We start from the raw sequence: 20,240 nt of genomic DNA, 5'->3' as shown, positions 1-20,240 counted from the left end.
TCTCTTTCAATGCATGCGGGCGTCGGTGTCGAAGAGCTGCAGTTCAGCGGGGTGCAGCTGGTGCTGGACCACGAAGCTCCGGCCGGCGACCTTCCACAGGCCGCGGCCACGGCTGAGGTGGGACAGGGCTGCGGTTTCGACGCTGGTCAGTCCGAGGAGTCCGGCGGCGGCGTGCAGCTGGTCGGTCTCCTGGCGGTAGATCACGCGGGTGCTGCAGTCGGCGAGCAACCCCTCGGCCAGCGCGCGGCTTTGGCTGCCGGCGTCGCCCGCGGTCAGCAGGTCGGATAGCCGGTGGATGACCATGGCGTTGGCGATGCCCAGGCCGCGGGAGAGCTTCCACTGGGCCTGCATGCGCATCAGGAGGGCTGGATGCCTCATCAGCCTCCATGCCTCGTCGTAGATCACCCACCGCCTGCCGCCGTAGGGGTCGGTGAGCGCGGCTTCCATCCAGGCCGAGGCGCACGTCATGGCCAGGACCAGTGCGGTGTCGTCGCTGCCGCCGAGGCGGGAGAGGTCGATGGACAGCATCGGGCTGTACGGGTTGAAGGCGCTGGTGGACGGCGCGTCGAACATCCCCGCCAAGTCGCCGAAGACCAAGCGCCGCATGGCGTGGGCGAGGTCGCGGGCTGCCTCCCCGAGCCGTCCGGCCAGCAGCCCGCCGGCAAGGTCGAGCCCGGGGCCGTCGGCGAGGGCGTGGGCGATGTCGCCGAGCAGCGGGGGACGGCCACTGGCCGCTGCCCGGGCGCAGGCGGCATCGAGTGCGACGTCGAGGACGGTGTGCTCCATGGGCAGCAGGTCCCGGCCCAGCACGGTGCGGGCGAGGGAGCCGAGGAGCAGCAGGCGGCGCTTGCGGACCTCGCCTTCCCACTCCGCCTCCGGTACGGACGGCGGCCTCGGCGCCGCGTCCAGCGGGTTCAGCCTGCCGGGCAGCCCCGGCCCCAGGGCGATGGATGTGCCGCCCAGGGCGGAGGCCACAGCACTCCACTCCCCCTTGGGGTCGCACGGCACGTACACCCGGTAGCCGAACGCGACGGACCGCAGGGCCAGGCTCTTGGCCAGGGCGCTCTTGCCCTGCCCGATCACCCCCGCGAGCAACAGGTTGGGGTTGGTGAACCCCTCGACCTTCCCGTACAGGGAGAACGGGTCGAAGGTGAACGACCCTTCGGCGTGCAGGTCGCGGCCGATGTAGATGCCGTCGGCGCCGAGCCCGCCTTCGGCGAGGAACGGGTAAGCGGCCGAGGCGACGGCGGTGGTCATCCGGTGGGCGGGGAGTTTGAGGCGGCTGCCGCGGGCGGACGAGGGTCCGGGGCGTCCGGCGAGCGGGTAGACGGCGTCGGGGTAGGACGCCTCGGTGGGCTGCTGCTCCGCGTCTGCGCCGGCGGCGATCCGGGCGCGGGCTTCGGCTCGGGCCGTCTGCTTGCGCAGGGCCCGGCGCTGGGCGCGGTCGATGTTGTGCGGGGTGAACAGGGGGGTCGCGCTGGCGCGGCGGTGGGACAACGGTGCTCGCTCGTTTCCGGGGTGGGGTGTTCAGGACGCCGGTGCGGCGAGGTCGGAGGCCGTGGTCTTGCGCCGTACGGCGTGGGAAGCGGCCAGGTGGCGCTGGCAGATGGTCAGTACGGGCGGGCCTTCCGGGAGCCGCTCGGGGTGGCAGTCGCTGGCGCCCGGGGCTGCGGCGGGCAGCAGGTGGAACGCAGCGTGGACGGCGTCGGCTGCCTGCCAGAGGCGGGCGTGGGCGGTGGCCAGGTGCCGCCCGGAGGCGGGACGCTCGGGCCGGGAGCGTTCAGCGAGCTGGTCCAGCAGCCGGTGCAGCGCGGTGAGGTGGGCGTGCAGGCTGTCGAGGTGAGGCCGGTCGGCGGGACGCGCGCTCGCGCCGGTGGAGCTCTGTGCGGTGAGGGTGCGCGTGTGGTGGCGCAGGCCGGCGGTGGCCGCCCGCAGATACGGGTGGGCGTCGCTCGTGGGGAGAACGTCGCGGTCGTCAGGTGACAAGGGCTTCTCGCGGGGGGATGGACGCCAAGATGGCGGGCGGGCGGGTTAGAGGGTGTTGCGGGCCAGCGGGAGAGCGCCGGCGGTGAAGGCGTCCGTCTGCTGGTAGATCAGGCGCCGCAGGTCGACCTGGGCTCCTGCGGCAGCCGTTTCGATCTGCGCGCACGCCGCGTCCAGGTGGGCGTCGGTGTCGGCGGAGACGGTGAGCAGCCCTGTCAGGGCGACGTCCGCGTGCCCGGAGATCAGCTGCTTCTCGCGGGTCTTGACGTCCGCGTACTCGACGTTGTCCGCCTCGGACTCCACCTGGCCGCGGCGGCGGCGCTCGGAAGCGTCCGCGATGATCGCCGCCTTACGGCGCTGGACGTCGCGCAGGGCGGAGTCGATCCCCTGGGGGGCGTAGATGAGGGAGAAGGTCCGCCGTACCCCGGTGCTGAACATGATGTTGTGCAGGAACCCGGCGTGGGTTTCGACCCTCGGCCAGTTCTCGATCCAGTAGGTGGTGTGCCGGGCGGAGTCGGTGATCACCCGGTCGGTCTCCTCGACCTGGGCGACGGGCCCGGCGGCGGCCGGGTCGGCCTCGGCGCGGCCGGTGGAGGACCACTGCTGGAGGCGGGCGGTGGAGGCGGGGTCGTAGGCGGTGCGCAGCACGGCTGCGATCTCACGCGGGCCCAGCCAGCCGGTGACGGCGAGACCGGCGGTGCGGGCGGCCTGGGCGACGGACGCGGTGGTCTGCGCCATGACAGTGAAGGCACCGTCGAGCCCGCTGCCGGCCTGGCTGACCAGGCGCTTGGCGGCTTTGAGGTCCAGGGCGATGGCGAGGTACGCCTCGTGAGGGGCGGCGGCGGGCCCGGCGGATTCGACGAGCGCGGAGTAGATCTGCCCGGCGACGGGAGCCTGAGGGTTGCCGTGCTCGGCCCAGTGCCGGGCGAGGCTGTCGCCGGAGTCCGGGACGGTGCGCTCCAGCACCTGGACGGTGGCGACGTGCCCGGTGCGGGCGATGCCCGCGAGTGCCCGGCCCCACGCGGTGACGTTCGCGTTCTGGGTGGCGGGATCGAGCAGGGCGAAGGCACGGGAGCTGACCTTGGCGACGGCGGTCAGCGTCTGCCGGTGGGGGTCGTGGACAGCGGCGGCGCCTGAGGCGGCCGTGGCCACGCGCAGCGATGCGGTTGTTCCGGGCAGGTGGAGCAGACCTTCGACTCGGGGCCGGGAGGCCGGTCGGGCCCGCCAAACCGTCTGCCCGGTCCGGCGGCGGTGGGCGTAGCGGGCGACGAGCGGCGCCCAGTCGATCAACGACCGGCCCTCCCGTCGCACTCCGACCAGGACGGCGGTGGTGATCCACAGCGGGGCCAGGACGACGGCGCCCATCAGGCCGGAGGTCACCACGGTGACCAGGAGCAGCGCGAGGGCCGAGGAGACGAGAACAAGCTGGGGGAGGCTGAGGCCCAGCAGGATGCCGCGCCGGGACCGGTGCGGGAACTTGACGGTGAGAGGGAGGACTTCGGAAGACAAGGTTCGCATCCGGGTCGGGTCGGGCCGGGGCAGGGCACGCGGGAGGCGGGCCCTGCCCCGGGTGGGGGCGGGTGGGGTTACAGACCGGTGGGTGAGCCGGACTGGGTGCTGTCACCAGCGGAGGGCGTTCCGTGCGCCGGAGGCATCGGATCGGACGGGGCGCTGCTGCTCCACTGGCCCTGCTGACCGCCGCCGCCCCAGCTCGGCGGAGTGCTGTCCTGGCCGGAGCCCTGACCCGCACTGTTCTGGGTCTGCGGGGTGCCGGACTGTTCCATGAGGTCGCGGAAGCTGCCTCCGGAACTGTCGCCGGAGTCGTCCTTGTCCATGCTCATTCCGCCGGTGGGATTGGCGGCGATGTCGCCGGGGAAGCCTCCGCCGCCTGCGGCCTGGGTGCCGCCCGCGGCCCCGGCGCCAGCCGCCGCGCCGCCGGTGCCCGCAGTGGCTGCTGCGGAAGCGGCCTTGCGTCCGGCGTTCTCGGCGTGCTGGCGGGCCATCTGGGCGCCTGCGCCACCGGCTCGGTGAATCGATTCGCCGTCCGTGCCTTCGCTCGCCCAGTGGACGAACTTGAACACCATGTACGGGCAGAGCAGCACCAGGAGCATGATCACCATGCCTGCGGCCATGTCGGCGAGGGCGGCGACGCCGTCCTTGGCTTCGGTCTTGCTCATGGCCGCGATGCCGAGCACGAAGATGATCGTCATCAACAGCTTCGACACCACGAGGGTTGCGGTGGCTTCGATCCAGCCGCGCCGCCAGCGGCGGGCGACCTCCCAGCCGCCGCCGGCTCCCGCGAAGACCGCGAGGGTCACCAGGATCAAGATGCCGACCTTGCGGACCATCATCACGCCCCAGAAGAGGAACATCCCGATCGCGCTCGCGCAGGCGGCGACGACGGCGACGAGCCAGCCCATGCCCGCGATGGCGCTGATCTGGGAGATTTTGACGAGGCGCCGCACGGCCGTGGACATGTCTGTCCCCGATGCCTTGAACAGCCCGTCGCTCAAGGCGTCGACGACTTCGAGGGCCACCGTGGTGAAGGCGATGGCGCAGAACGCGAACAGCACACCGCTGGCCGTGCCGGTGACGGCCTGGGTCAGGGCCTGGCCGTCGCGTTTGATGGCGGCGCGTACGAGTTGGGCGCAGAAGGTCGCGACCAGCACGAGCAGACCGATGGGCAAGATCGTCTCGTAGTTGTCGCGGAACCAGCCGGCACCCAGGTCGATGTCGGTGGTCCGGTTGATGGCCTTCGCGGCGAGGTCGGCCGCGGCGGCGGCGAGGTCGCCGGCGCTCTTCGCCATCCAGTCCCCGATGGCGCCGACGGGATCGGAGGCGAAGTCGATCACGTCGCCGACCGTGCAGAGTTTGCCGGCGACGGGCAGGTCACAGAAGCCCACGCGGGCGTCCTTTCGGGGAGAGGGGAAGGGCTACGGGGCGACGCGCGGGGATACGGCGACCAGGCGGCAGTCCTTGCCGGGGCGGCACTGGACGGCGAGGGTGATCTGGCGGTCCTCGGCACCGCCCCCGCCGCCGTTCCAGGCGAGCTGTGTCTTGCCGCGCACGGTGACGGCGTAGATGTACGCCTCGGTGATCGCCTGCGGGTTCTCGGCCAGGGCCTGCTTGAACGCCGAGGGGAAGTGCCCCTCGGAGGTGGTGGCACTGGCGTGCTGGCCGTTGTCCTTCAGCCGGGACCACAGGAGGGGGTCCGGGATCTGGGCCTGGACGGAGTCCCAGTCCGCGTACGCGGTCTCGCCGGTCATCCAGGTGTGCATGCCGGCGAGTTGGTCGTCACGGCTGGTGGTGCGGGCGTCGAAGGTCCACAGCATCACCGCGCTCGCCCGGGCGAAGGCCAGTGGGTCGGCGATCGGTGGGGGCCCTGCGACCTTGGACCCGCCCGGGGGCGGCTTCGGCACGGGAGCGGAGGTGCTCTTCGGCGATGCGGAGGACCCGGTGTGTGGCGCGGAAGCGCTGTCGCTCTGGCCGCGGCCGGTCCACCAGGCCACGGCTCCAGTCAGTACGAGCAGCGCGGTCAGGATGCCAGCGGCGAGCATGATGCGCCGGGGCGGCTGCCAGCCGATGCCGAGAGCGTCGAGGGAACGTTTCCTCATCAGTGGACCTGCGAGCCGAGGGCGCTGAAGAAGGCCACGATTCCGTTGGCCGCGCCCAGGCCGAGGGCGGCGCCGGCGCTCACGACCGCGCCCTTCTTGCCGTTGGCTTCGGCCTGGTGGCCGCCGGAGTGGTGGCCCCAGGCCCACACGCCGAGGCTGACGGCGAGCGCGCCGACCACCGCGACGATGCCGAAGAGGTTGATCGAGTTGACGACGGTGCGCAGGACTTCGAGTCCGGGCAGGCCGCCGCCCTTGGGCGAGACCCCCGGATCGTAGGCAAGCAGAGTGAAGCGTTCGGACAGGGGTGGGGTGAGGTGGACGGGGGAGATGGTGGTGCGCTCCTTGCGTGCGCAGGACACGGCGGGCCCTGCCGGGGAACAGGAAGAAAGGGGGATGGGGAGGGGGCGCTCTGCGGCGCGAAGGTGGTCCGGTCCGCCCGGTGCCTCAAGGGCCGGCCGGGCGGACCGGTGTCACGGGAGACGGCGTGCGCTGTTGGCGGCGAAGTCGGCGAGGGTGGCGAAGCGGACTGGTTTTCCGGTGCGCGGGGCCTCGATGACGTAGCCATGGCCGGCGTAGATGCCGACGTGCTCGGGGACTGCGACGGTGCCGCGGCTGAACACCAGGTCGCCGGGGCGGAGTTGGTTCAGCGGGATGGCGTTGCCTTCTTTGACCTGGGTGTATGTGGTCCGGGTCAGGGTGATCCCGGCCTTCTTGTACGCCTGCTGGGTCAGAGAGCTGCAGTCGCACCGGCCCATGGGGTCCGGGCCGTGGGGTGCGAGACAGGAGCCGCCCCACTGGTAGAGGGTGCCGAGCTGGTTCATGGCCCACGTGATGGCCGTCTTGGCACGGGGATCGGCGTCGGCGGGGATCGAGTACCCCTTGGGGACGGCCCCTTCGGGGATCGGCCCGGAGCCGCTGCCGTCTTCGCTCGGAGTGCACGGGTCGGTGGCCGGGATGCCGGGGTTCTGGCCGCCGGCGGGCGGCTGTGCGCCCTTGAGAGTCGGGGCGATCGCCTGCTGCAGGGCTCGGGCGAGGGGTTCCCACTGGGCGTATGCGTCGGGGAAGCCGCTCAGCTGGACGGCTTGCGCGGCCTGCGTGATCGTCATCTGCTGCCAGCCGGGGACCTTGAGCAGGCCCTGGTAGAACTTCGTGCTGGCGTAGACGGGGTCTCGGACCTGGGCGGCAGTGCCCCACCCCTGGCTGGGTCGCTGCTGGAACAAGCCCAGCGAGTCGCGGTCGCCGTAGCCGAGGTTGCGCAGCCGGCTCTCCTGGATGGCGGTGGCCAGGGCGACGACCTGGCCGCGCTCGGGTACTTCGAGCGTGATGCCGGTGGCGACGATGGTGCGGGCGTGCGGTATCTGCTCGTCGGGCAGGTCAAGGCCGTCGACGTGGACCTTCTGGGCGCCGGATCCGCCGAGAACGGCGGTGACTTGGCGTCGTACGGCTTCGGTGTCGTCCGACTTGGTGAAGCAGGAGGTGTCCTGGTCCGAGGAGTCGCTCGCGGCGGCGGCGAGGACGGCGGTGCCGGCCAGCAGGAAGGGGGTGAGGCAGAGCGCGCCGATCGCGGCGGCGATGCCTTTCACTCCCGGGCGGCCTCCGGTCGGCGGGCCGCGGGGATGTCACGTGGGGATGGGGAGGGACGGGTCACGGGGAGGTCCTCGGGGGTGGGCCCCGGCCGCACGGTGTGAAAAGGGGAAGGGCCGTGCGGCCGGAGCGGTGGAGGCGGGCTGGGGGCCCGGCCTGGGTGCGTGTTGCCTCACGCGCCCGGCGGGACGGGGGAGTTACGGGCGGAACATGGGCGTGCCTCCAGGAAGGTGCAGGGATCGGCCCGCAGCGGCGGGTCGGTGAAGAAGGGGGACGCGGGGGCGTTTTACGGGCGGAACATCAGCGAACTCCTGGAGCGGGTGCCGGGGCCGGGGAGGGCCGTGGGGGATCTGGGCGTGCCGGGTGGGCGTTGCCTCGCGCACCGGGGCAGTGGGGGTTACGGGCGGAACATCAGGGGGACCTCCTCGTCCTGCGGAGTGGCGTGGGATGCGGGCGAGGTCAGCAGGGGCGGTACATGGGCGGTCTCCGATTCAGGGTCTGCGGCGGGCGGGGAGCGATGGGGCGGCGGCGATGGCCGCGTGCGGGGTCACGGACGGAACACAGGGGCCTCCTGCGGGAAGGGGAAAACGGGGGAAGGGGTACGCCATCGGCGGTGTCCGCCGGGCAGTGACACGACAGTAAGCCCGAATCCCCGGTCACCGAAATCGCCGCCGAAATCCGCGAGATTCCGGGCTTCATGTCCCGCGATGCTTCCCAACCGGGGATCGTGACCTACAGTTTGGGCCTCCCCGCGCGCCACCGGCTTGTACTGCCGTGGCCCTCTGCGCGGTCCGGAGCCCTTCCACCCGCATCCCTCATCGAATTGGGGTCCCCTTTTGTCGTTTTCCCTCCACCAGGGCGACGCGCTGACCGTGCTCGCGACACTGCCCGACGCCTGCGCCGACTCGGTCATCACCGACCCGCCGTACAACAGCGGAGGCCGGACGGCGAAGGAGCGCACGAGCCGCTCCGCCCGCCAGAAGTACGTCTCCGCCGACGCCCAGCACGCCCTGCCGGACTTCACCGGCGAGAACATGGACCAGCGCTCGTACACGCTGTGGCTGACGCAGATCATGACCGAGGCCCACCGGGTGACGAAGCCTGGCGGCACGGGGCTGCTGTTCACCGACTGGCGCCAGCTGCCGGCCACGACGGATGCCTTCCAAGCGGCCGGATGGCTGTGGCTGGGCCTCCTGGCCTGGCACAAGCCGCAGGCCAGGCCGCAGAAGGGCAAGTTCCGCCAGGACACCGAGTACATCGTCTGGGGCGCGAAGGGCAAGATCGACGCCGCCGCGAACCCGGTCTACCTGCCGGGGATGTTCAGCGCCTCGCAGCCCTCGGGCAAGGCACGCAGGCACATCACGCAGAAGCCCGTCGAGGTGATGCGGCAGCTGGTGAAGATAGCCCCGCCGGGCGGCACCGTGCTCGACTTCTGCGCCGGATCCGGCAGCACCGGGGTCGCAGCCCTCCTGGAAGGGCGGAGCTTCATCGGCATCGAGAAGACCAGCCAGTACGCGGCCGTCGCCTCCGACCGGCTCACCGAGACCCTCCAGCAGGTGCATTCCCAGGACGATTTCGACCTGACCTCCTGACCGGACCGCATCACCGGCCGGATTGCGGCGGGGCGGAATATAGCGGCAGATCCCCGGTTTCCGAAACCGGGGATTCTCCGGACCATCGGAGCCACTGAATCCACGGCCCCGGCTGCAAGGAGAACCCTTTTCGTGTCCGAATCTGCTGAGCCCCGCCATGGCGGGGAAATGGAGCCGGTCCGTCTGCCGGAAGGCGACCTCGAATCGATCGAGGCGTCGGTGCGCAAGCTCCTGGACCAGTCGGCCGAGCAGGCCCGCCTGATCGACACGCTGGCCTCCGCCCCGACGGCCGACCCGATGACCGCGAGCATGCCCTTCGCGGGATTCCCCGGCATGCCCTCGTACGCCGCCCCCACCCCGCCGCCGGACCCCAAGCCGATCCTGGAACTGGAGGGCGAGGAGTTCGAGGACGAGTTGGCCGCGCTCACCGACTGGGTGGACGACCACCTCATGGACGTCTACGGCGCCGAGGTCACCACCGCCGCACCGTGGTGCGACCAGTGGCAGGAACACCTCGACGTCGTCGCGTGGCTGCACGCCCTGTGGCTGGCCTACCAGCAGCACAAGGACCCCGAGGCCGGCCTCAGCGGCATGGCCGTGTGGCATCGGGACTACCTCACCCACTGCCTGGCCTACGTCCGCGCCCCCGGCGGCCCGCTCAGCGCCTGCCAGACCGACCCGGAGCGTCCCGAGCACCGCCTGCTGCGGGGCCCGGGTCCGTCCGCGAAGTCCGCCGCCCGCGATGCCGAAGCCCAGCAGGCTGATGCCGGACCTTCGCCGGTCGGGGCCGCCACGTGACACACCCACCGCAGCCTCCGCCGGCGTTCGGGCTGTCCGTTCACCCCGAGGCCCTGAATGACTTGCTGGCCGCCCCGGGCGACATGCGAGACCTGGGGCTCGCCCTCATCCAGGACGTCGTCCGCGCCCAAGTGAGGGGCGGCAAGCTGACCGGGGAGTTGTCCGGGTACCGCAAGCTCTACCTCGGCGCCCAGGTGCAGTACCGCATCGTCTACGCCCACCGCCCGGCCCCGCCCGGCTCCAGCCACCCCACCGACATCCACGTCGTCGCCGTACGCCCCCGGGCCAAGCACGACATCTACGACACCGTCCGGGCTCGCGTAGGCCGCCCCCGCCCCGCGGTTGGGCCCCGCGCGCACGCGGCCCGCTCCCTCTCACCGCAAGTCCGGCCGCGCCCTGCGCCCAGGCCGGCGCCTCCGGCCCCGGCGTTCCCGGTCCCCGGACTTCCCGTGCCCGCCCGCATCACCACGACTTCCCCGAAGGCTCCTTCGCGATGACCAACCTCATGGCCCAGTCCTCCCCCCTGCTCCAGGCTTTGATGACGACCCTCCTCGAGCCCCGCCCGGCTCCGCACCCGCGCCACCAGGCCCTGCTGGACGCCCACGAACGCCAGCTGGAAGTGGAAGCGGAACTGAGCGCTTGGGCCGGCCGACCGCAGCCCACCACTCCCGCCGCTCAGGACCAAGAGCTCGACGACCTGAGCAATCTGCTCGTCGAGCACGCCAAGGCGGGTCGGCAGGTCTCGCAGCTCCTGGGCGCCGACACCTGCTGCCCGCCGTGCACCGACTCCGAGCAGCCGCCGACCGCCCTCAGCCGCCCCACCGAGGACACGGTCCCCGCCTTCAGGGCCCCGTGCATCCTGGCCGCCTGCCTGGACATCTTCGCCCTCCACGGCAGTCCGGACGTGGTGTCCTCCGCCGACCTCGTCGCGGAACTGCGCACCCTGCCCGGCGTAGCCGAGGGTCGCTGGCCCTACGCCGAACTCACCCAGACCCGCCTGGCCGCCTTGCTCCGCCCGTACGAGGTGGCCAGCCGCGACGTCACCCACGGCGACGGGCGGCGCCGCAAGTCCTACCGCCGCTCGGCCCTTCTGTCCGCCATTCCGGCCGACTGCGACTGCCTGCCGTCGTGACTGCCCGCGAGTCCCCGGCGACCGCTTTGGACGCGGCCATCGAGCAAGTCGTCGGCGACCTGACCGTCCTGCACCACGACCACCTCCGTGGGCTGCTCCCGCCCGAGCGAGCAGCGCTTGCTGCCGTGCACCGGGAACTGGTGACCGCCGAGGACGCGGTCACCTACCACCGCAACGCGCTGAAGCGGCTCTCCTCCGGGAGCTACCCCGTGGACACCCCGCTCCTGGACCGCCTGCGCCGTACCCTGCACGACCTGGCCCAGGCCACGGCCACCCGCGACCGCCTGCAGGAAGGCGTCGGTTCCGCCCTGGAGGCAGCCAGAGCCGCCACCCCCGCCGCCGCTCCCGCCGACGACGAGCTGACGCCCCGCGACTTCGCCGCGCTGCTCTCGCTCGCCGGCGGCGGCACGATGCGTGAACACCTCCTCACCCACCGGGTCTCGGTCCGCACCGTCCAGAGCCGCCTGATCGAGCTTCCGGTGTTCCAGCGCCTGGAAGCCCACGGGCTGGTCACCCGGGACACGTCCCGGGCTCTGACTGTCGGCCAGCCGGTCACCCTGACCGAAACCGGCCGGACCGCGCTGCTCGGCACCCGCCGCACGCCGGCCTTTGCCACCCCGGTGCCCGCACGCCCGGCCGGAGCCTGGCCGGCACCAGCCCGACACCACTGACCGCACGGTGCCCGCGGTACGTCCTCTCCCGCCCGCAGAAAGCAGCCCACCCAACGTGCCTTTCCACGAACCCGACTACGAAGTCGACGGCTTCGAGCCCGCTGACGACGAGCACGAGCAGCACCACGACCATCTCGACATCTCGTCCTACAAGGTGCTCGGCGAACATCGCACGGACACCGACAGCTACTTCGTGCTCCTCGACGAGGGAGCCACCTGGGGTATCCCAGGAAGCCCGCAGCTCAGGGCCGTTCACGCCTCCCGTGACCTCAGTGCCCGCACCTTCGAGATCGACTCCAAGGAACTCCCGCTGTACGCGATGGCCCAGTCGTACCTCATAGCCCGAGGCTGTCCCTGCGACGCGCTCAGCCCGCAGGAGGGTGTGCACGACCCCGCCGACGACATGACCCGGGCCCTGGAGGCACGCGTCCGCGGGGACGGTGACCATTTCGCCTTGCTGGCCAGCTACACCGCCGACATGCGCGATCCCGTGGAAACGGTCGTGATGCTGCGCTCCCTTGACCCCCAGGCGGTGCCGGAGTTCCGGATCCTGCTGGAGCGGTTCGACTGGGACTCCAACACCCACACCCTGCGGGAAGGCGGGTTCGAAACGTACGAGGCCGCTGTCAACTGGTGGGAGGCATGGTCGGACGAGGAGGCTCCGGCGCTGCCGCCGCCGGCTCCGACCGCACGTCGCAGCCCGGCCCGCACCACCCCGGCGACACCCGTGCCGCAGCCACCTCGACGGCCACACACACGCTGAACACGGCCTCCACTCGACCCCGCTTCGGTGGATCGGCGGCGCGCAATATAGCGGCGAAGTCCCGGTTTCGGAAACCGGGGATTCTCCGGACCCTTTGCAACACCACCGCCCCGCTGAGGGCGGTCGCTTCCTGTTGTTCTGCCTGGTCTGGAGCCATCCGCCGTGTGCCACACACCCGCGTCCATCACCGCCACCGTCCTGAGCGGCGCCCCATCCCGTCCTACCGCCGCCGCGGTACGCCGCCCCGCCGCGGCCCGTACGGCTCGGCGGTCCGAGCCGGTGCTCGCTGTCGCAGTCCATGCCCGCTCCGACGGCAACTCCACGGCCGTGGGCGTGCTGCGGCGCGGGGAGCCGTTCACGGCTTCGGTCACCGACGGCACCTGGCGGCACGTCACCACTGCCTCGGGCATCACCGGCTGGGTCGACGACGGTGACCTCCGCCGCGACGACGGCCTTCGCCCGAACTGACCCACTCGTACGTTCCCTTCTCCCAGGAGCCCCCTCTCGTGTCCGACATCCCCGACGTCTTCGACGGCGACGTGCTCGGCCTGTTCGCCGCCCGGATCGAGGCCCAGTTCGGCCTCGGCATGCGCGAGCTGACGCAGGCCGTCCACGCCGCACCCCAGGCTCATCCCGGTGCCACCCAGGCGGTCCACTGGTACGGGCTGCTTTCCCAGGCCCAGCAGGTGCTGGAGACGGCCGAGGACACCCTGCTTGCGGCGCTGGAGACAGCGGTGGGGGATCAGCTGGACGACCCGGTGATGGAGCTGGCCCACCGGGTGAACCACGCTGTTGCCGCCCGCGACGGCAGGGCCATGACGCTCCGGTTCCTCCTGCAGGACCCTGCCGAGACGGCCCGCATCCAGCAGCGCTTCGGACCCCGGGTGACGACCACCCTGCCTACCTCAGTTCCGGCACAGCCCGCGCGGATCCGGGGCGGCACGCGATGAGCGACGGACGCCGGCCCAGCACCCAGGACGCTCGTCTGGAGGGCGTGTTCGGTGGGCCGCTGGACGAGCTCCATCAGCGGGCGGTCCGCCCCGGAGCCTCGCCCGCCCTGGTACGGGCCCTGGAGCTGCGGGTCTTCCTCGCCCTGGCCGAGGCACAGGTCGTACGGGTCCGTGATCGCGTTCACGCGGCGATGGCCCCCGACGCGGAGCTGGACTCGCTGAGTTCCGATGCACTGCGGTTCGACGCCGAGTGGCTGGAGGCCGCGCTGGCAGCACGCAGCGGCTACCGGACCGCCCTGGACAAGCTGCTCGCCACGATGCCACCACCAGCAGTCCGCCCGCTCGCCGCCCCGACTACCGTCCGGCCGACGGTCGCGAGCAGCAATCTCCCGCCGGCCCCCGCAGGGGCCGGAGGCGGAGCGGCAGTTCGGAGAGGCTGAGTGCCCGGTCCGTACGCCGCCTCCCGCACGGCGGGCGGGCGGATCGAAGCCCTCTACGGCCGCCCGGTTGCCGAACTCGCCGCGGACCCCGTGCCCGGCAGCATGCGGTACGCCCTGCTCAACAGCTTCGACGCCCTGCAGTACGCCGACCGCGCCGTCACCTTCCACGCCGAGCAGCTCCACCGGCTGACTCACCCCGACCGCGCGATCGAATCCGTGGACGTCGGCCACATCGCCGACGCCACCCGCCGCCTGGCCCACGCCGTCACCGTCCGCGACTCCCACGCCCAGGTCCTCGGCGACGTGCTGAACAGCCTGGCCCGCGTCCCCGACACCACGCACCAGGCATCCGCCGAGCCCCAGGCTCCGGCCGCCGTACCGGCGCCGCCTCCGGCCGCGTCCACCGAGCCCGTCCGCTCGCGCTGACCCCTCCCTTCTTCTTCTCGACCATCCCGCACGTCTGGAGTTCCCGCCTTGGCTGCTGCCCGCCTGCCCTCGACCGACCTGCCCCGCGTTGCCGAGGCGCTGGAGATGATCGCGCCGCGCTGGAGCGTGTGGGTGCTGATGACACTGGCCTCCCAGCCCGGCCCGCTGCGCTACACCAAGTTCAAGGAGCATCTGCCGTGGCTCGGCGACGGTCAGCTCCACCCCCGGCTGCGGGCCCTGTCCGAGGCCGGACTCGTCGAACGCACCGCCCAGACCCGCCTGCACGTCACTTACGGCCTGACCGCCCGCGGCCGGGAACTGCTGCCGTCCCTGACCGCCCTCGCGGCCTGGGGCGACGCGCACCTGGAGAAGAACCTCGTCCTCAACCGCGTGACCGGTAAGACCGAACCGGAGCGGATCCCGGCCGCGCAGAACGCCGAGGACACCCTTGCCGTGATCGGCCACCGGCACGCCACCGTGCTGCTGTGGACCCTCAAGGCCCGCGGGACCACGACCATGGCCGCGCTCTCCGCCGAAGCGATGGCCGACCACAGCCCGAGCGCGATCTACTCACCGATCCGCCGGCTCATCGACGACGGCATCGTCTCCGTCTCCCGTGATGACGTCGCCTCCCTGCAGCTGACTGCGCCGGGCCAGGCCCTCGCCCCCATCTACCGGTCCCTTTCGACGTGGGCCACCGCCCGCCCACTCCCGGACGCCGAGACCCACCCCGTGTGGGGCACGCCCCGCATCCCGGCCGCCGCCCGCTCCGGGCAGTGGGCAGCCCACCAGGCCCGAAAGACCAGCCAGGCCGTCGCCGTGCGCCAGCCGCCGGCCACCGCCCCGGCCACCGCCTGGCGGCCCGGCGAGCTGTTCTCCGCAGCCACAACGGGTCCGAGCCGATGAACCCCCGCCGCTCTCTGCCACCTTCCGGCCGCCCGCCGCCGGTATCCCCTTCGCTCCCGGCGCCCTGGCGCTGAGCCCTGACGGAAAGCCCCGCCCGTTGACCGCTCGCTCAACCACAACCTCTCCATCGGCCACGTACGGGGCCGTACTGGGCAGCCGGTACGTGGCCCGCCTGCTGGGCGGCACCCTGATCGGGCGCCTGCCCAACGGCATGGTCCCCGTCTCGCTGGTCTTGTGGATCACTGCGGGAGGCGGGTCGCTGGCCTTCGCCGGACTCCTCGCCGCGATCTACGGGCTGGCCTCGGGCCTCTCGCAGCCGGTCAAGGGCCGCCTGATGGACAAGTACGGGCAGACCCGCGTCTCCGTTCCGGCCGTCCTGCTCAACTCCTCCTGCCTAGTTGCGCTCCCGTGGATCGGCGCGGACGGACAGCCGGCGGCCGTGACCGCGGTCGTGGGGTTCGCGGGGCTGATCACCCCACCGCTGGAGGCCGGCCTCCGTGCGTTGTGGCCGACTGTCCTGCCCGATGCGGGACGGCGCCGCGTCGTGCAGGCCCTGGATACCGGCTCCCAAGGGCTCCTCTACATCGTGGGCCCCCTGCTCGCCTCGTGGCTGGCGACCGCGCACAACCCCGACATTGCCCTGTGGGCCACCGCGGCCCTGGGGCTCGCCGGGTCGGCCATCGTCCTGAGCGCCGGACCGTCGAGGTACTGGCGCCCGGCCGTAAACGGGCCTTCAGGCACCGGACGGCTGATGAGCACGGGCCTGGTCCTGCTGTTCACCGCACTGGCGGGCACCGGGTTCGCGCTCGGCGCGATGAACGTCTGGGCCGCGGACATGGCCGCCATGCACCAGATGACCACGCTCTCCGGGGTACTGCCGGCCGCGTTCTCCACCGGCAGCGTCCTGGGCGGCCTGGTCTACGCCCGCAGGACATGGCCCGGCACCACGACCACCCAGTTGATCACTACGAGCACCCTGTTCCTTCTCGGCTGGCTTCCCTTGATGGCCGATCCCGGCCCCCGGGCGGCCGTCGCCCTTGCAGGGATACCGGGGCTGTTCCTCACCTTGATCATCACCAATGGGTTCCATGTGGTAGACGCCTTGGCCCCCGCCTCCCGCACCACCGAGGCGTATGCCTGGCTGATCCTCTCCGTTGGTACGGGGCAGGCCGCCGGCACCGCGCTCGCCGGAGCCCTCTCGGACAGCCCGCAGGCCCTCGCCGCCCTCCCCGCAGCAGGCGCCGCCACCGCGCTGACCGTCCTGATCGCCGCCCGCCCCAAGCTCGGCCCCGGCCGCCGCCTGGGCCGCCACCGGCGCCCGCGCCGCTCCCGGCAGCACACCCAACTGCAGCACGACGCATTCCCAGCGCCGGTCCACGGCCCAGGCCACTAAAGGCCGTTGGCACCCGGTCTGACGGTCACCACCCCGACGGTCCGGCCCCCGAACGTATCCGTCCCACCCTCCCGGAAACACGATGCCTCCCAAGCATGCCGCCCTGCGGCCACCCACTGGCCGACACGTCCGCGTCCCCGCATTCGGGCCCGTCCGCGGCGTCTACGTCCCGCGCACCGCCGATGCCGGAGCCTTCGCGATGAGCACGTACGGCATCCCGCTGCTGGTCCTGGCCGTCACCGACTCGGCCACCCTGACCGGCATCGCCTTCATGCTCGAATGGGTGCCCCGCCTCGGCGCGTTCGCCCTCGCCGGCGCCGCCGTGGACCGGTTCGGCAGCACCCGGGTCCTGCGCATCGCCTCGGTGCTGCGCGCGCTCGTCGTCCTGGCCGCAGCGGCCGTGCTCCCCACCGTCGGCGGCACCGCCGCCATCGCCACGGTCATGCTGCTCGCGGCGTTGACCGGCGTCCTTACGGAGTTCTCCTACATTGCGGCCGAGACTGCGGGCGGCGCCGCCAGCCGGGACGCCGGAGGTCACGCCCACCGCGTCCAGGCCGTCCTGCTGGGCATCGACCAGGGCGCCACGCTGGCCGGCCCGGCCCTGGCCGGGGTCCTGCTGCAGTACACCGGTGCCACCGGCATGCTGCTGACCATCGCCGTCTGCTCCCTGCTCGGCGCGGCCCTGGCCCCGCGCCAGCGCCCCGCCTGGCCCCAGGACGCCCCGGTCCCCGTCGCCCAGGGACTCCGGATCGGCTGGCGGACCCTGCGCTCGCTGCCCGCGTTGGGCTGGCTGTGCGTCGGACTGGTGCTGTCGAACACGGCGATCGGCCTTGTGCAGGCCGCCGGTCCCGTCCTGGTCATCCAGCAGCTCGGCGGCACCAGCAGCCAGGTCGGCCTCGTCTGGTCGGCCGCCGCCGTGGCGTCCCTGGCCATGGTCGCCCTCGCCCGGTTCGCGATCGACCGGACCGGTCTGTGGCCGGTCGGTGCCACCGCAGCAGCCCTCGCCTCCCTGGCCTGCCTGGCCCTGGCAGCCGCCGACACCTACACCACCTTCCTGGTCCTGGTGGCGCTGCTGATGGCCGGCGAGGCGGGCATGACCGTGGTGCTGCGCACCCTTCGCGCCCACCTCGTCCCCGCCGAAGTGTTCGGCAGCACTCTCAGCTTGATCATCCTGCTGCTGCTCGCACCGTTCCCCCTCGCCGGAGCCCTGGTCGCGCTCACCCCGCCCGACTTCCTCGGCCACGCCATCACCGCCTGCGCCGTCCTGCAGGCCGCAGGACTTGCCATGTCCTTCGCGAAACTCCGCACCCACCCGGCCACCCGCCGCCCACTCCCCGCCTGACCGCCCCAGCCACCAACCCCTTCGAAAAGGACCACCATGTCCGCGACCTCCGACGCCCCCCAGCCGCAGTACCGACGCCTCCGCCTGCGCGAAATCGCCGACCTCGACGACACGGCGTTCTCCGACTACCTGCAGGACCGCTTCGACCACCTGGTCACGGCCGCGATAGCCGACGCCGCCGGCTACCTGCGCCCCGCCCAGCACGACCTCCTCCACGCTCCCGGCCGCCTCAACGACCTGCGCGATGCGCTCACCTTCGCCGAGGGCGACCTCCAGGTCGCCGTCGAGCGGATGACCTACCGCCAAGACCCGCGCGCCGCCCCTACCTCCCGCCAGCTGCGGCAGGTACGCACCGCCCTCCACCAGGTCCACCGCGATACCGCAGCCCTGCGCCGAGCCGAGAACCGTACGCGCGACGCTGCCGTGTTGACCGCGACCACCGACACGGTTACCACCGCCCGCGGCTGGCTCGCCCACGCCTACCCCGCCCGCTTCACCCAGCTCCTCGCCCAGGCCCACACCGCAGCGGGACTGCCCGTACGCCCGCTCGCCAAGGACATCTTCGACACGATCGAGGAAGGCTGGGCCGACGGCCACCTCACCGCCCCCAGCACCCCGGGCGTAGAGCAGCTGCTGGCCAGGGGAGTTGTGGCCTTCCGCAGTACCGTCGCCGACGACGCCCGCGACCAGAACGACCGCGACCCCGCGCTGCGCCACCCGCTGCTGCAGCGGCGCTGGAACACGGCCCTGGACGAACTCGCCGCCCTGACCGTGCCGTTGGCCCGCGCCTCCAGCCCCTCCGCCCTGGGGGCCCTGCCCGGTGACTTCGCTGACCTGCCCGAACAGGACGCCTTCAAGATCCTCAACGCCCGCCGGTTCCTGGTCGCCATCTGGCAGCGCCGCGCCGAGCACACCCGCCTGATCCACCAGTACGCGGGGACCGTCACCGTCCTGCGCCGCGCCGCTCCCGACCACGACCTGCGATGCCAGGCCCTGGACGCAGCCCTCGACCGCCTCGTCGCCGAGCAGCCGGCCGCCGCTGCCCGCATCTTGGCCCGGCTCCGCCCGTACGCCACCGCGGACGGCAGGCTCGAGGCAGACGTCTTCACCCCGGCCCTGCGCGTCCAGGTCAAGCGCGAAGTCCTCGCCGACCTAGCCGCCATCCGGAAGCCCAACATCGTCATGCCCTCCGAGATCGCGCCCCGCCCGGCCCTCGTAGCCACCGCTGCCCTCGCCGCCCGCTGACCGCCACCCGTTCCGTCCTGGAGACGCCCTTGCCCGCACCCGCCTCCCGCACCACCGCGACTCCCGTGGACGGTGACGTCTACGTCACGCCCCGATACCTCGCCGGATCACCCGGCTACGGCGATGCCGGCTTCGCGCCCGTCGCGCACTGGCCCCACCACCACCTCGACGAAGGCCCGCACCAGCTCGTCGTGACCAGCCCGGACCACCGCATCCGGATCGGCTGGGCCGGAGACGACTACGACCTGTGGACCATCAGCGCCGCGCCGGATGCCGTCTCCGGACCCCAGTGGACCGCGATCGTCAACCAGAACACCCCGCCCGAGCTTGTCGCGGCCCTGACCGCCACGCTCGCCCAGGACTGGGCCGCGGGCCAGGACCGCTTCCTCGCGGCCCCGTCGGTGTACTGGGCCGACAGCGTGGCACCGCTGGCCGCGGCCGGTTGGGAGCGAACGGGCGCCGAGCTCGGCACCGTAGAGCTGGCCGCCCCCGACGGCAGCGCGGGGGTCTGCATCAACATCTCGCGCCGCGACCTGGAGGACGGGACGCAGCTGTGGGCCGGCCCTCCGGGCTGGGGCACCCGAGCGGAGATCACCTTCACCCCCCGTACGCCCTCCCACCTCATAGCCGCCACCGCGGCAGCCTTCACCGATCCGACTCCCGCAGCCCGTTGGCGCGAGAGCCTCCACCCCAAGCTCACCGCCCGCGCCAGCCTCGCGCCGGTCGTACCGCCCCGCCCGCCGGTGCCCACTCCCCGTGACCTCCGTCCCCGCCTCGGGGTCCGTCCGCCCGTCCTGGTCGGCAGCGTGCCGCGCTGGAGCACCACCACCCACTCCGCCGCCCTGCCCGCGCGTGCCGCCGCACGCCGCTGACCAGCCAACGAGGAAACCCTGTGCCCCTATTCACCGAGCAGCTGTTCGCCGACCACCTCACGCTGCCGTACCCCGAGGCCGCCGTCGTCGGCGACGCCTACTACGCCGCCCCCGTGCCGGACCTCCCGCTGCGGCTGCGCATCGACTTCGCCCCCACGATCCACGCCGACCGCTACGACGGGCTGCGCCTGCAGATCGTGCACATGGAACAGGGGCGGATCGACACCGCCGTGCTGTCCTTCGCCGACCACGGTGCCTTCGAGGCCCGCGACCGGCGCATGGGGCGGAAGCCCGGCGCTGCCGGGTACGGCGCCTTCACCGACTCGCGCTACAGCGAGGATCCGCCGTGGCTCGGCATCGGCGTCACTCGGCTGCGAGCTGCGATCGACCGGTACGTACGCCTGTGGATCCCTGGCGCCCCGCCGGTGCACACCGGCCCGCCTCCCCTCACGGCTCCGGTACCGCAGGTCAGGACCTCCCCGGCCCGCACCCGGTAAGCGGATCCCTCCCACCCGGCCGCTCCCGCTGG

The 20,240-nt window shown here is 72.5% G+C and carries 23 protein-coding genes; 16 read left to right on the top strand and 7 right to left on the bottom strand.

The window, feature by feature from the left end:
- Positions 1 to 6 precede the first annotated feature (6 nt).
- The 7 genes from AB0469_RS05850 to AB0469_RS05820 all read right to left on the bottom strand — a co-directional run bounded on the left by AB0469_RS05850 (position 7) and on the right by AB0469_RS05820 (position 7,180).
- Positions 7 to 1,497, bottom strand: coding sequence for an ATP-binding protein (locus AB0469_RS05850; protein WP_366450086.1), 1,491 nt, complete (start codon positions 1,495 to 1,497; stop codon positions 7 to 9).
- A 30-nt stretch (positions 1,498 to 1,527) separates the two neighbouring features.
- On the bottom strand, positions 1,528 to 1,986 hold the full coding sequence (locus tag AB0469_RS05845; protein WP_366450085.1) for a DUF6238 family protein: 459 nt from the start codon (positions 1,984 to 1,986) through the stop codon (positions 1,528 to 1,530).
- 45 nt (positions 1,987 to 2,031) lie between these two features.
- Positions 2,032 to 3,501: an SCO6880 family protein gene (locus AB0469_RS05840; protein ID WP_366450084.1), complete on the bottom strand. Its 1,470-nt coding sequence runs from the start codon at positions 3,499 to 3,501 to the stop codon at positions 2,032 to 2,034.
- Between the two features lie 68 nt (positions 3,502 to 3,569).
- Positions 3,570 to 4,886, bottom strand: a complete 1,317-nt coding sequence (locus tag AB0469_RS05835; RefSeq protein ID WP_366450083.1) for an ATP-binding protein — start codon at positions 4,884 to 4,886, stop codon at positions 3,570 to 3,572.
- A 30-nt stretch (positions 4,887 to 4,916) separates the two neighbouring features.
- Positions 4,917 to 5,597: a hypothetical protein gene (locus AB0469_RS05830; protein ID WP_366450082.1), complete on the bottom strand. Its 681-nt coding sequence runs from the start codon at positions 5,595 to 5,597 to the stop codon at positions 4,917 to 4,919.
- Positions 5,597 to 5,926, bottom strand: coding sequence for a hypothetical protein (locus AB0469_RS05825; protein WP_125651797.1), 330 nt, complete (start codon positions 5,924 to 5,926; stop codon positions 5,597 to 5,599). The genes AB0469_RS05830 and AB0469_RS05825 overlap by 1 nt, the downstream gene beginning before the upstream one ends.
- A 141-nt stretch (positions 5,927 to 6,067) precedes the next feature.
- Positions 6,068 to 7,180 carry a C40 family peptidase gene (locus AB0469_RS05820; RefSeq protein ID WP_366450081.1) on the bottom strand — a complete coding sequence of 371 codons (1,113 nt, stop codon included), beginning with the start codon at positions 7,178 to 7,180 and terminating at the stop codon, positions 6,068 to 6,070.
- Between the two features lie 837 nt (positions 7,181 to 8,017).
- On the opposite strand from AB0469_RS05820, the gene AB0469_RS05815 reads away from it, so the two are divergent.
- From AB0469_RS05815 to AB0469_RS05740, 16 genes are all read left to right on the top strand, one after another.
- Complete coding sequence (locus tag AB0469_RS05815; RefSeq protein ID WP_125650356.1) at positions 8,018 to 8,773, top strand: site-specific DNA-methyltransferase; 756 nt, start codon at positions 8,018 to 8,020, stop codon at positions 8,771 to 8,773.
- A gap of 168 nt (positions 8,774 to 8,941) precedes the next feature.
- On the top strand, positions 8,942 to 9,571 hold the full coding sequence (locus AB0469_RS05810) for a DUF4913 domain-containing protein (protein ID WP_366450237.1): 630 nt from the start codon (positions 8,942 to 8,944) through the stop codon (positions 9,569 to 9,571).
- Positions 9,572 to 9,633: 62 nt separating this feature from the next.
- Positions 9,634 to 10,068, top strand: coding sequence for a hypothetical protein (locus AB0469_RS05805; protein ID WP_366450080.1), 435 nt, complete (start codon positions 9,634 to 9,636; stop codon positions 10,066 to 10,068).
- Complete coding sequence (locus tag AB0469_RS05800) at positions 10,065 to 10,703, top strand: DUF3631 domain-containing protein (protein ID WP_366450079.1); 639 nt, start codon at positions 10,065 to 10,067, stop codon at positions 10,701 to 10,703. Before AB0469_RS05805 ends, AB0469_RS05800 begins: the two co-directional genes overlap by 4 nt.
- Complete coding sequence (locus tag AB0469_RS05795; RefSeq protein ID WP_366450078.1) at positions 10,700 to 11,374, top strand: hypothetical protein; 675 nt, start codon at positions 10,700 to 10,702, stop codon at positions 11,372 to 11,374. Before AB0469_RS05800 ends, AB0469_RS05795 begins: the two co-directional genes overlap by 4 nt.
- Before the next feature lie 55 nt (positions 11,375 to 11,429).
- Positions 11,430 to 12,137: a hypothetical protein gene (locus AB0469_RS05790; protein WP_366450077.1), complete on the top strand. Its 708-nt coding sequence runs from the start codon at positions 11,430 to 11,432 to the stop codon at positions 12,135 to 12,137.
- A gap of 279 nt (positions 12,138 to 12,416) precedes the next feature.
- Positions 12,417 to 12,605, top strand: coding sequence for an SH3 domain-containing protein (locus AB0469_RS05785; protein ID WP_366450076.1), 189 nt, complete (start codon positions 12,417 to 12,419; stop codon positions 12,603 to 12,605).
- Positions 12,606 to 12,643: 38 nt separating this feature from the next.
- On the top strand, positions 12,644 to 13,087 hold the full coding sequence (locus AB0469_RS05780) for a hypothetical protein (RefSeq protein ID WP_366450075.1): 444 nt from the start codon (positions 12,644 to 12,646) through the stop codon (positions 13,085 to 13,087).
- Positions 13,084 to 13,527 (top strand): hypothetical protein, encoded by a 444-nt coding sequence (locus AB0469_RS05775; RefSeq protein WP_366450074.1) that lies wholly within the window; start codon positions 13,084 to 13,086, stop codon positions 13,525 to 13,527. The genes AB0469_RS05780 and AB0469_RS05775 overlap by 4 nt, the downstream gene beginning before the upstream one ends.
- Entirely contained in the window at positions 13,528 to 13,953 is a 426-nt protein-coding gene (locus tag AB0469_RS05770; protein ID WP_366450073.1) for a hypothetical protein, read from the top strand.
- 48 nt (positions 13,954 to 14,001) lie between these two features.
- Positions 14,002 to 14,859, top strand: coding sequence for a helix-turn-helix domain-containing protein (locus AB0469_RS05765; RefSeq protein ID WP_366450072.1), 858 nt, complete (start codon positions 14,002 to 14,004; stop codon positions 14,857 to 14,859).
- Positions 14,860 to 14,956: 97 nt separating this feature from the next.
- The gene (locus tag AB0469_RS05760; RefSeq protein ID WP_366450071.1) at positions 14,957 to 16,252 is read left to right on the top strand and encodes an MFS transporter; all 1,296 of its coding nucleotides are present in this window, start codon (positions 14,957 to 14,959) and stop codon (positions 16,250 to 16,252) included.
- Between the two features lie 82 nt (positions 16,253 to 16,334).
- Complete coding sequence (locus AB0469_RS05755) at positions 16,335 to 17,594, top strand: MFS transporter (protein ID WP_366450070.1); 1,260 nt, start codon at positions 16,335 to 16,337, stop codon at positions 17,592 to 17,594.
- A 36-nt stretch (positions 17,595 to 17,630) separates the two neighbouring features.
- The gene (locus tag AB0469_RS05750) at positions 17,631 to 18,839 is read left to right on the top strand and encodes a hypothetical protein (RefSeq protein WP_366450068.1); all 1,209 of its coding nucleotides are present in this window, start codon (positions 17,631 to 17,633) and stop codon (positions 18,837 to 18,839) included.
- Positions 18,840 to 18,868: 29 nt separating this feature from the next.
- On the top strand, positions 18,869 to 19,711 hold the full coding sequence (locus AB0469_RS05745) for a DUF317 domain-containing protein (protein WP_366450067.1): 843 nt from the start codon (positions 18,869 to 18,871) through the stop codon (positions 19,709 to 19,711).
- 20 nt (positions 19,712 to 19,731) lie between these two features.
- Entirely contained in the window at positions 19,732 to 20,208 is a 477-nt protein-coding gene (locus tag AB0469_RS05740) for a hypothetical protein (protein ID WP_366450066.1), read from the top strand.
- Positions 20,209 to 20,240 lie beyond the last annotated feature (32 nt).

Origin of the sequence: Streptomyces sp. NPDC093801, assembly GCF_040701585.1 — a bacterium.
In the GTDB taxonomy this organism is placed as follows: domain Bacteria; phylum Actinomycetota; class Actinomycetes; order Streptomycetales; family Streptomycetaceae; genus Streptomyces.
Note: the sequence above shows the minus strand (reverse complement) of the source record. Positions and strands in the feature narration are given on the sequence as shown.

What these genes read in the sequence shown, in the direction of transcription:
- AB0469_RS05840 (WP_366450084.1), bottom strand. Translation starts at nt 3,501, where the DNA reads ATGCGAACCTTGTCTTCCGAAGTCCTCCCTCTCACCGTCAAGTTCCCG.
- AB0469_RS05830 (WP_366450082.1), bottom strand. Translation starts at nt 5,597, where the DNA reads ATGAGGAAACGTTCCCTCGACGCTCTCGGCATCGGCTGGCAGCCGCCC.
- AB0469_RS05810 (WP_366450237.1), top strand. Translation starts at nt 8,942, where the DNA reads ATGGAGCCGGTCCGTCTGCCGGAAGGCGACCTCGAATCGATCGAGGCG.
- AB0469_RS05800 (WP_366450079.1), top strand. Translation starts at nt 10,065, where the DNA reads ATGACCAACCTCATGGCCCAGTCCTCCCCCCTGCTCCAGGCTTTGATG.
- AB0469_RS05775 (WP_366450074.1), top strand. Translation starts at nt 13,084, where the DNA reads ATGAGCGACGGACGCCGGCCCAGCACCCAGGACGCTCGTCTGGAGGGC.
- AB0469_RS05755 (WP_366450070.1), top strand. Translation starts at nt 16,335, where the DNA reads ATGCCTCCCAAGCATGCCGCCCTGCGGCCACCCACTGGCCGACACGTC.
- AB0469_RS05750 (WP_366450068.1), top strand. Translation starts at nt 17,631, where the DNA reads ATGTCCGCGACCTCCGACGCCCCCCAGCCGCAGTACCGACGCCTCCGC.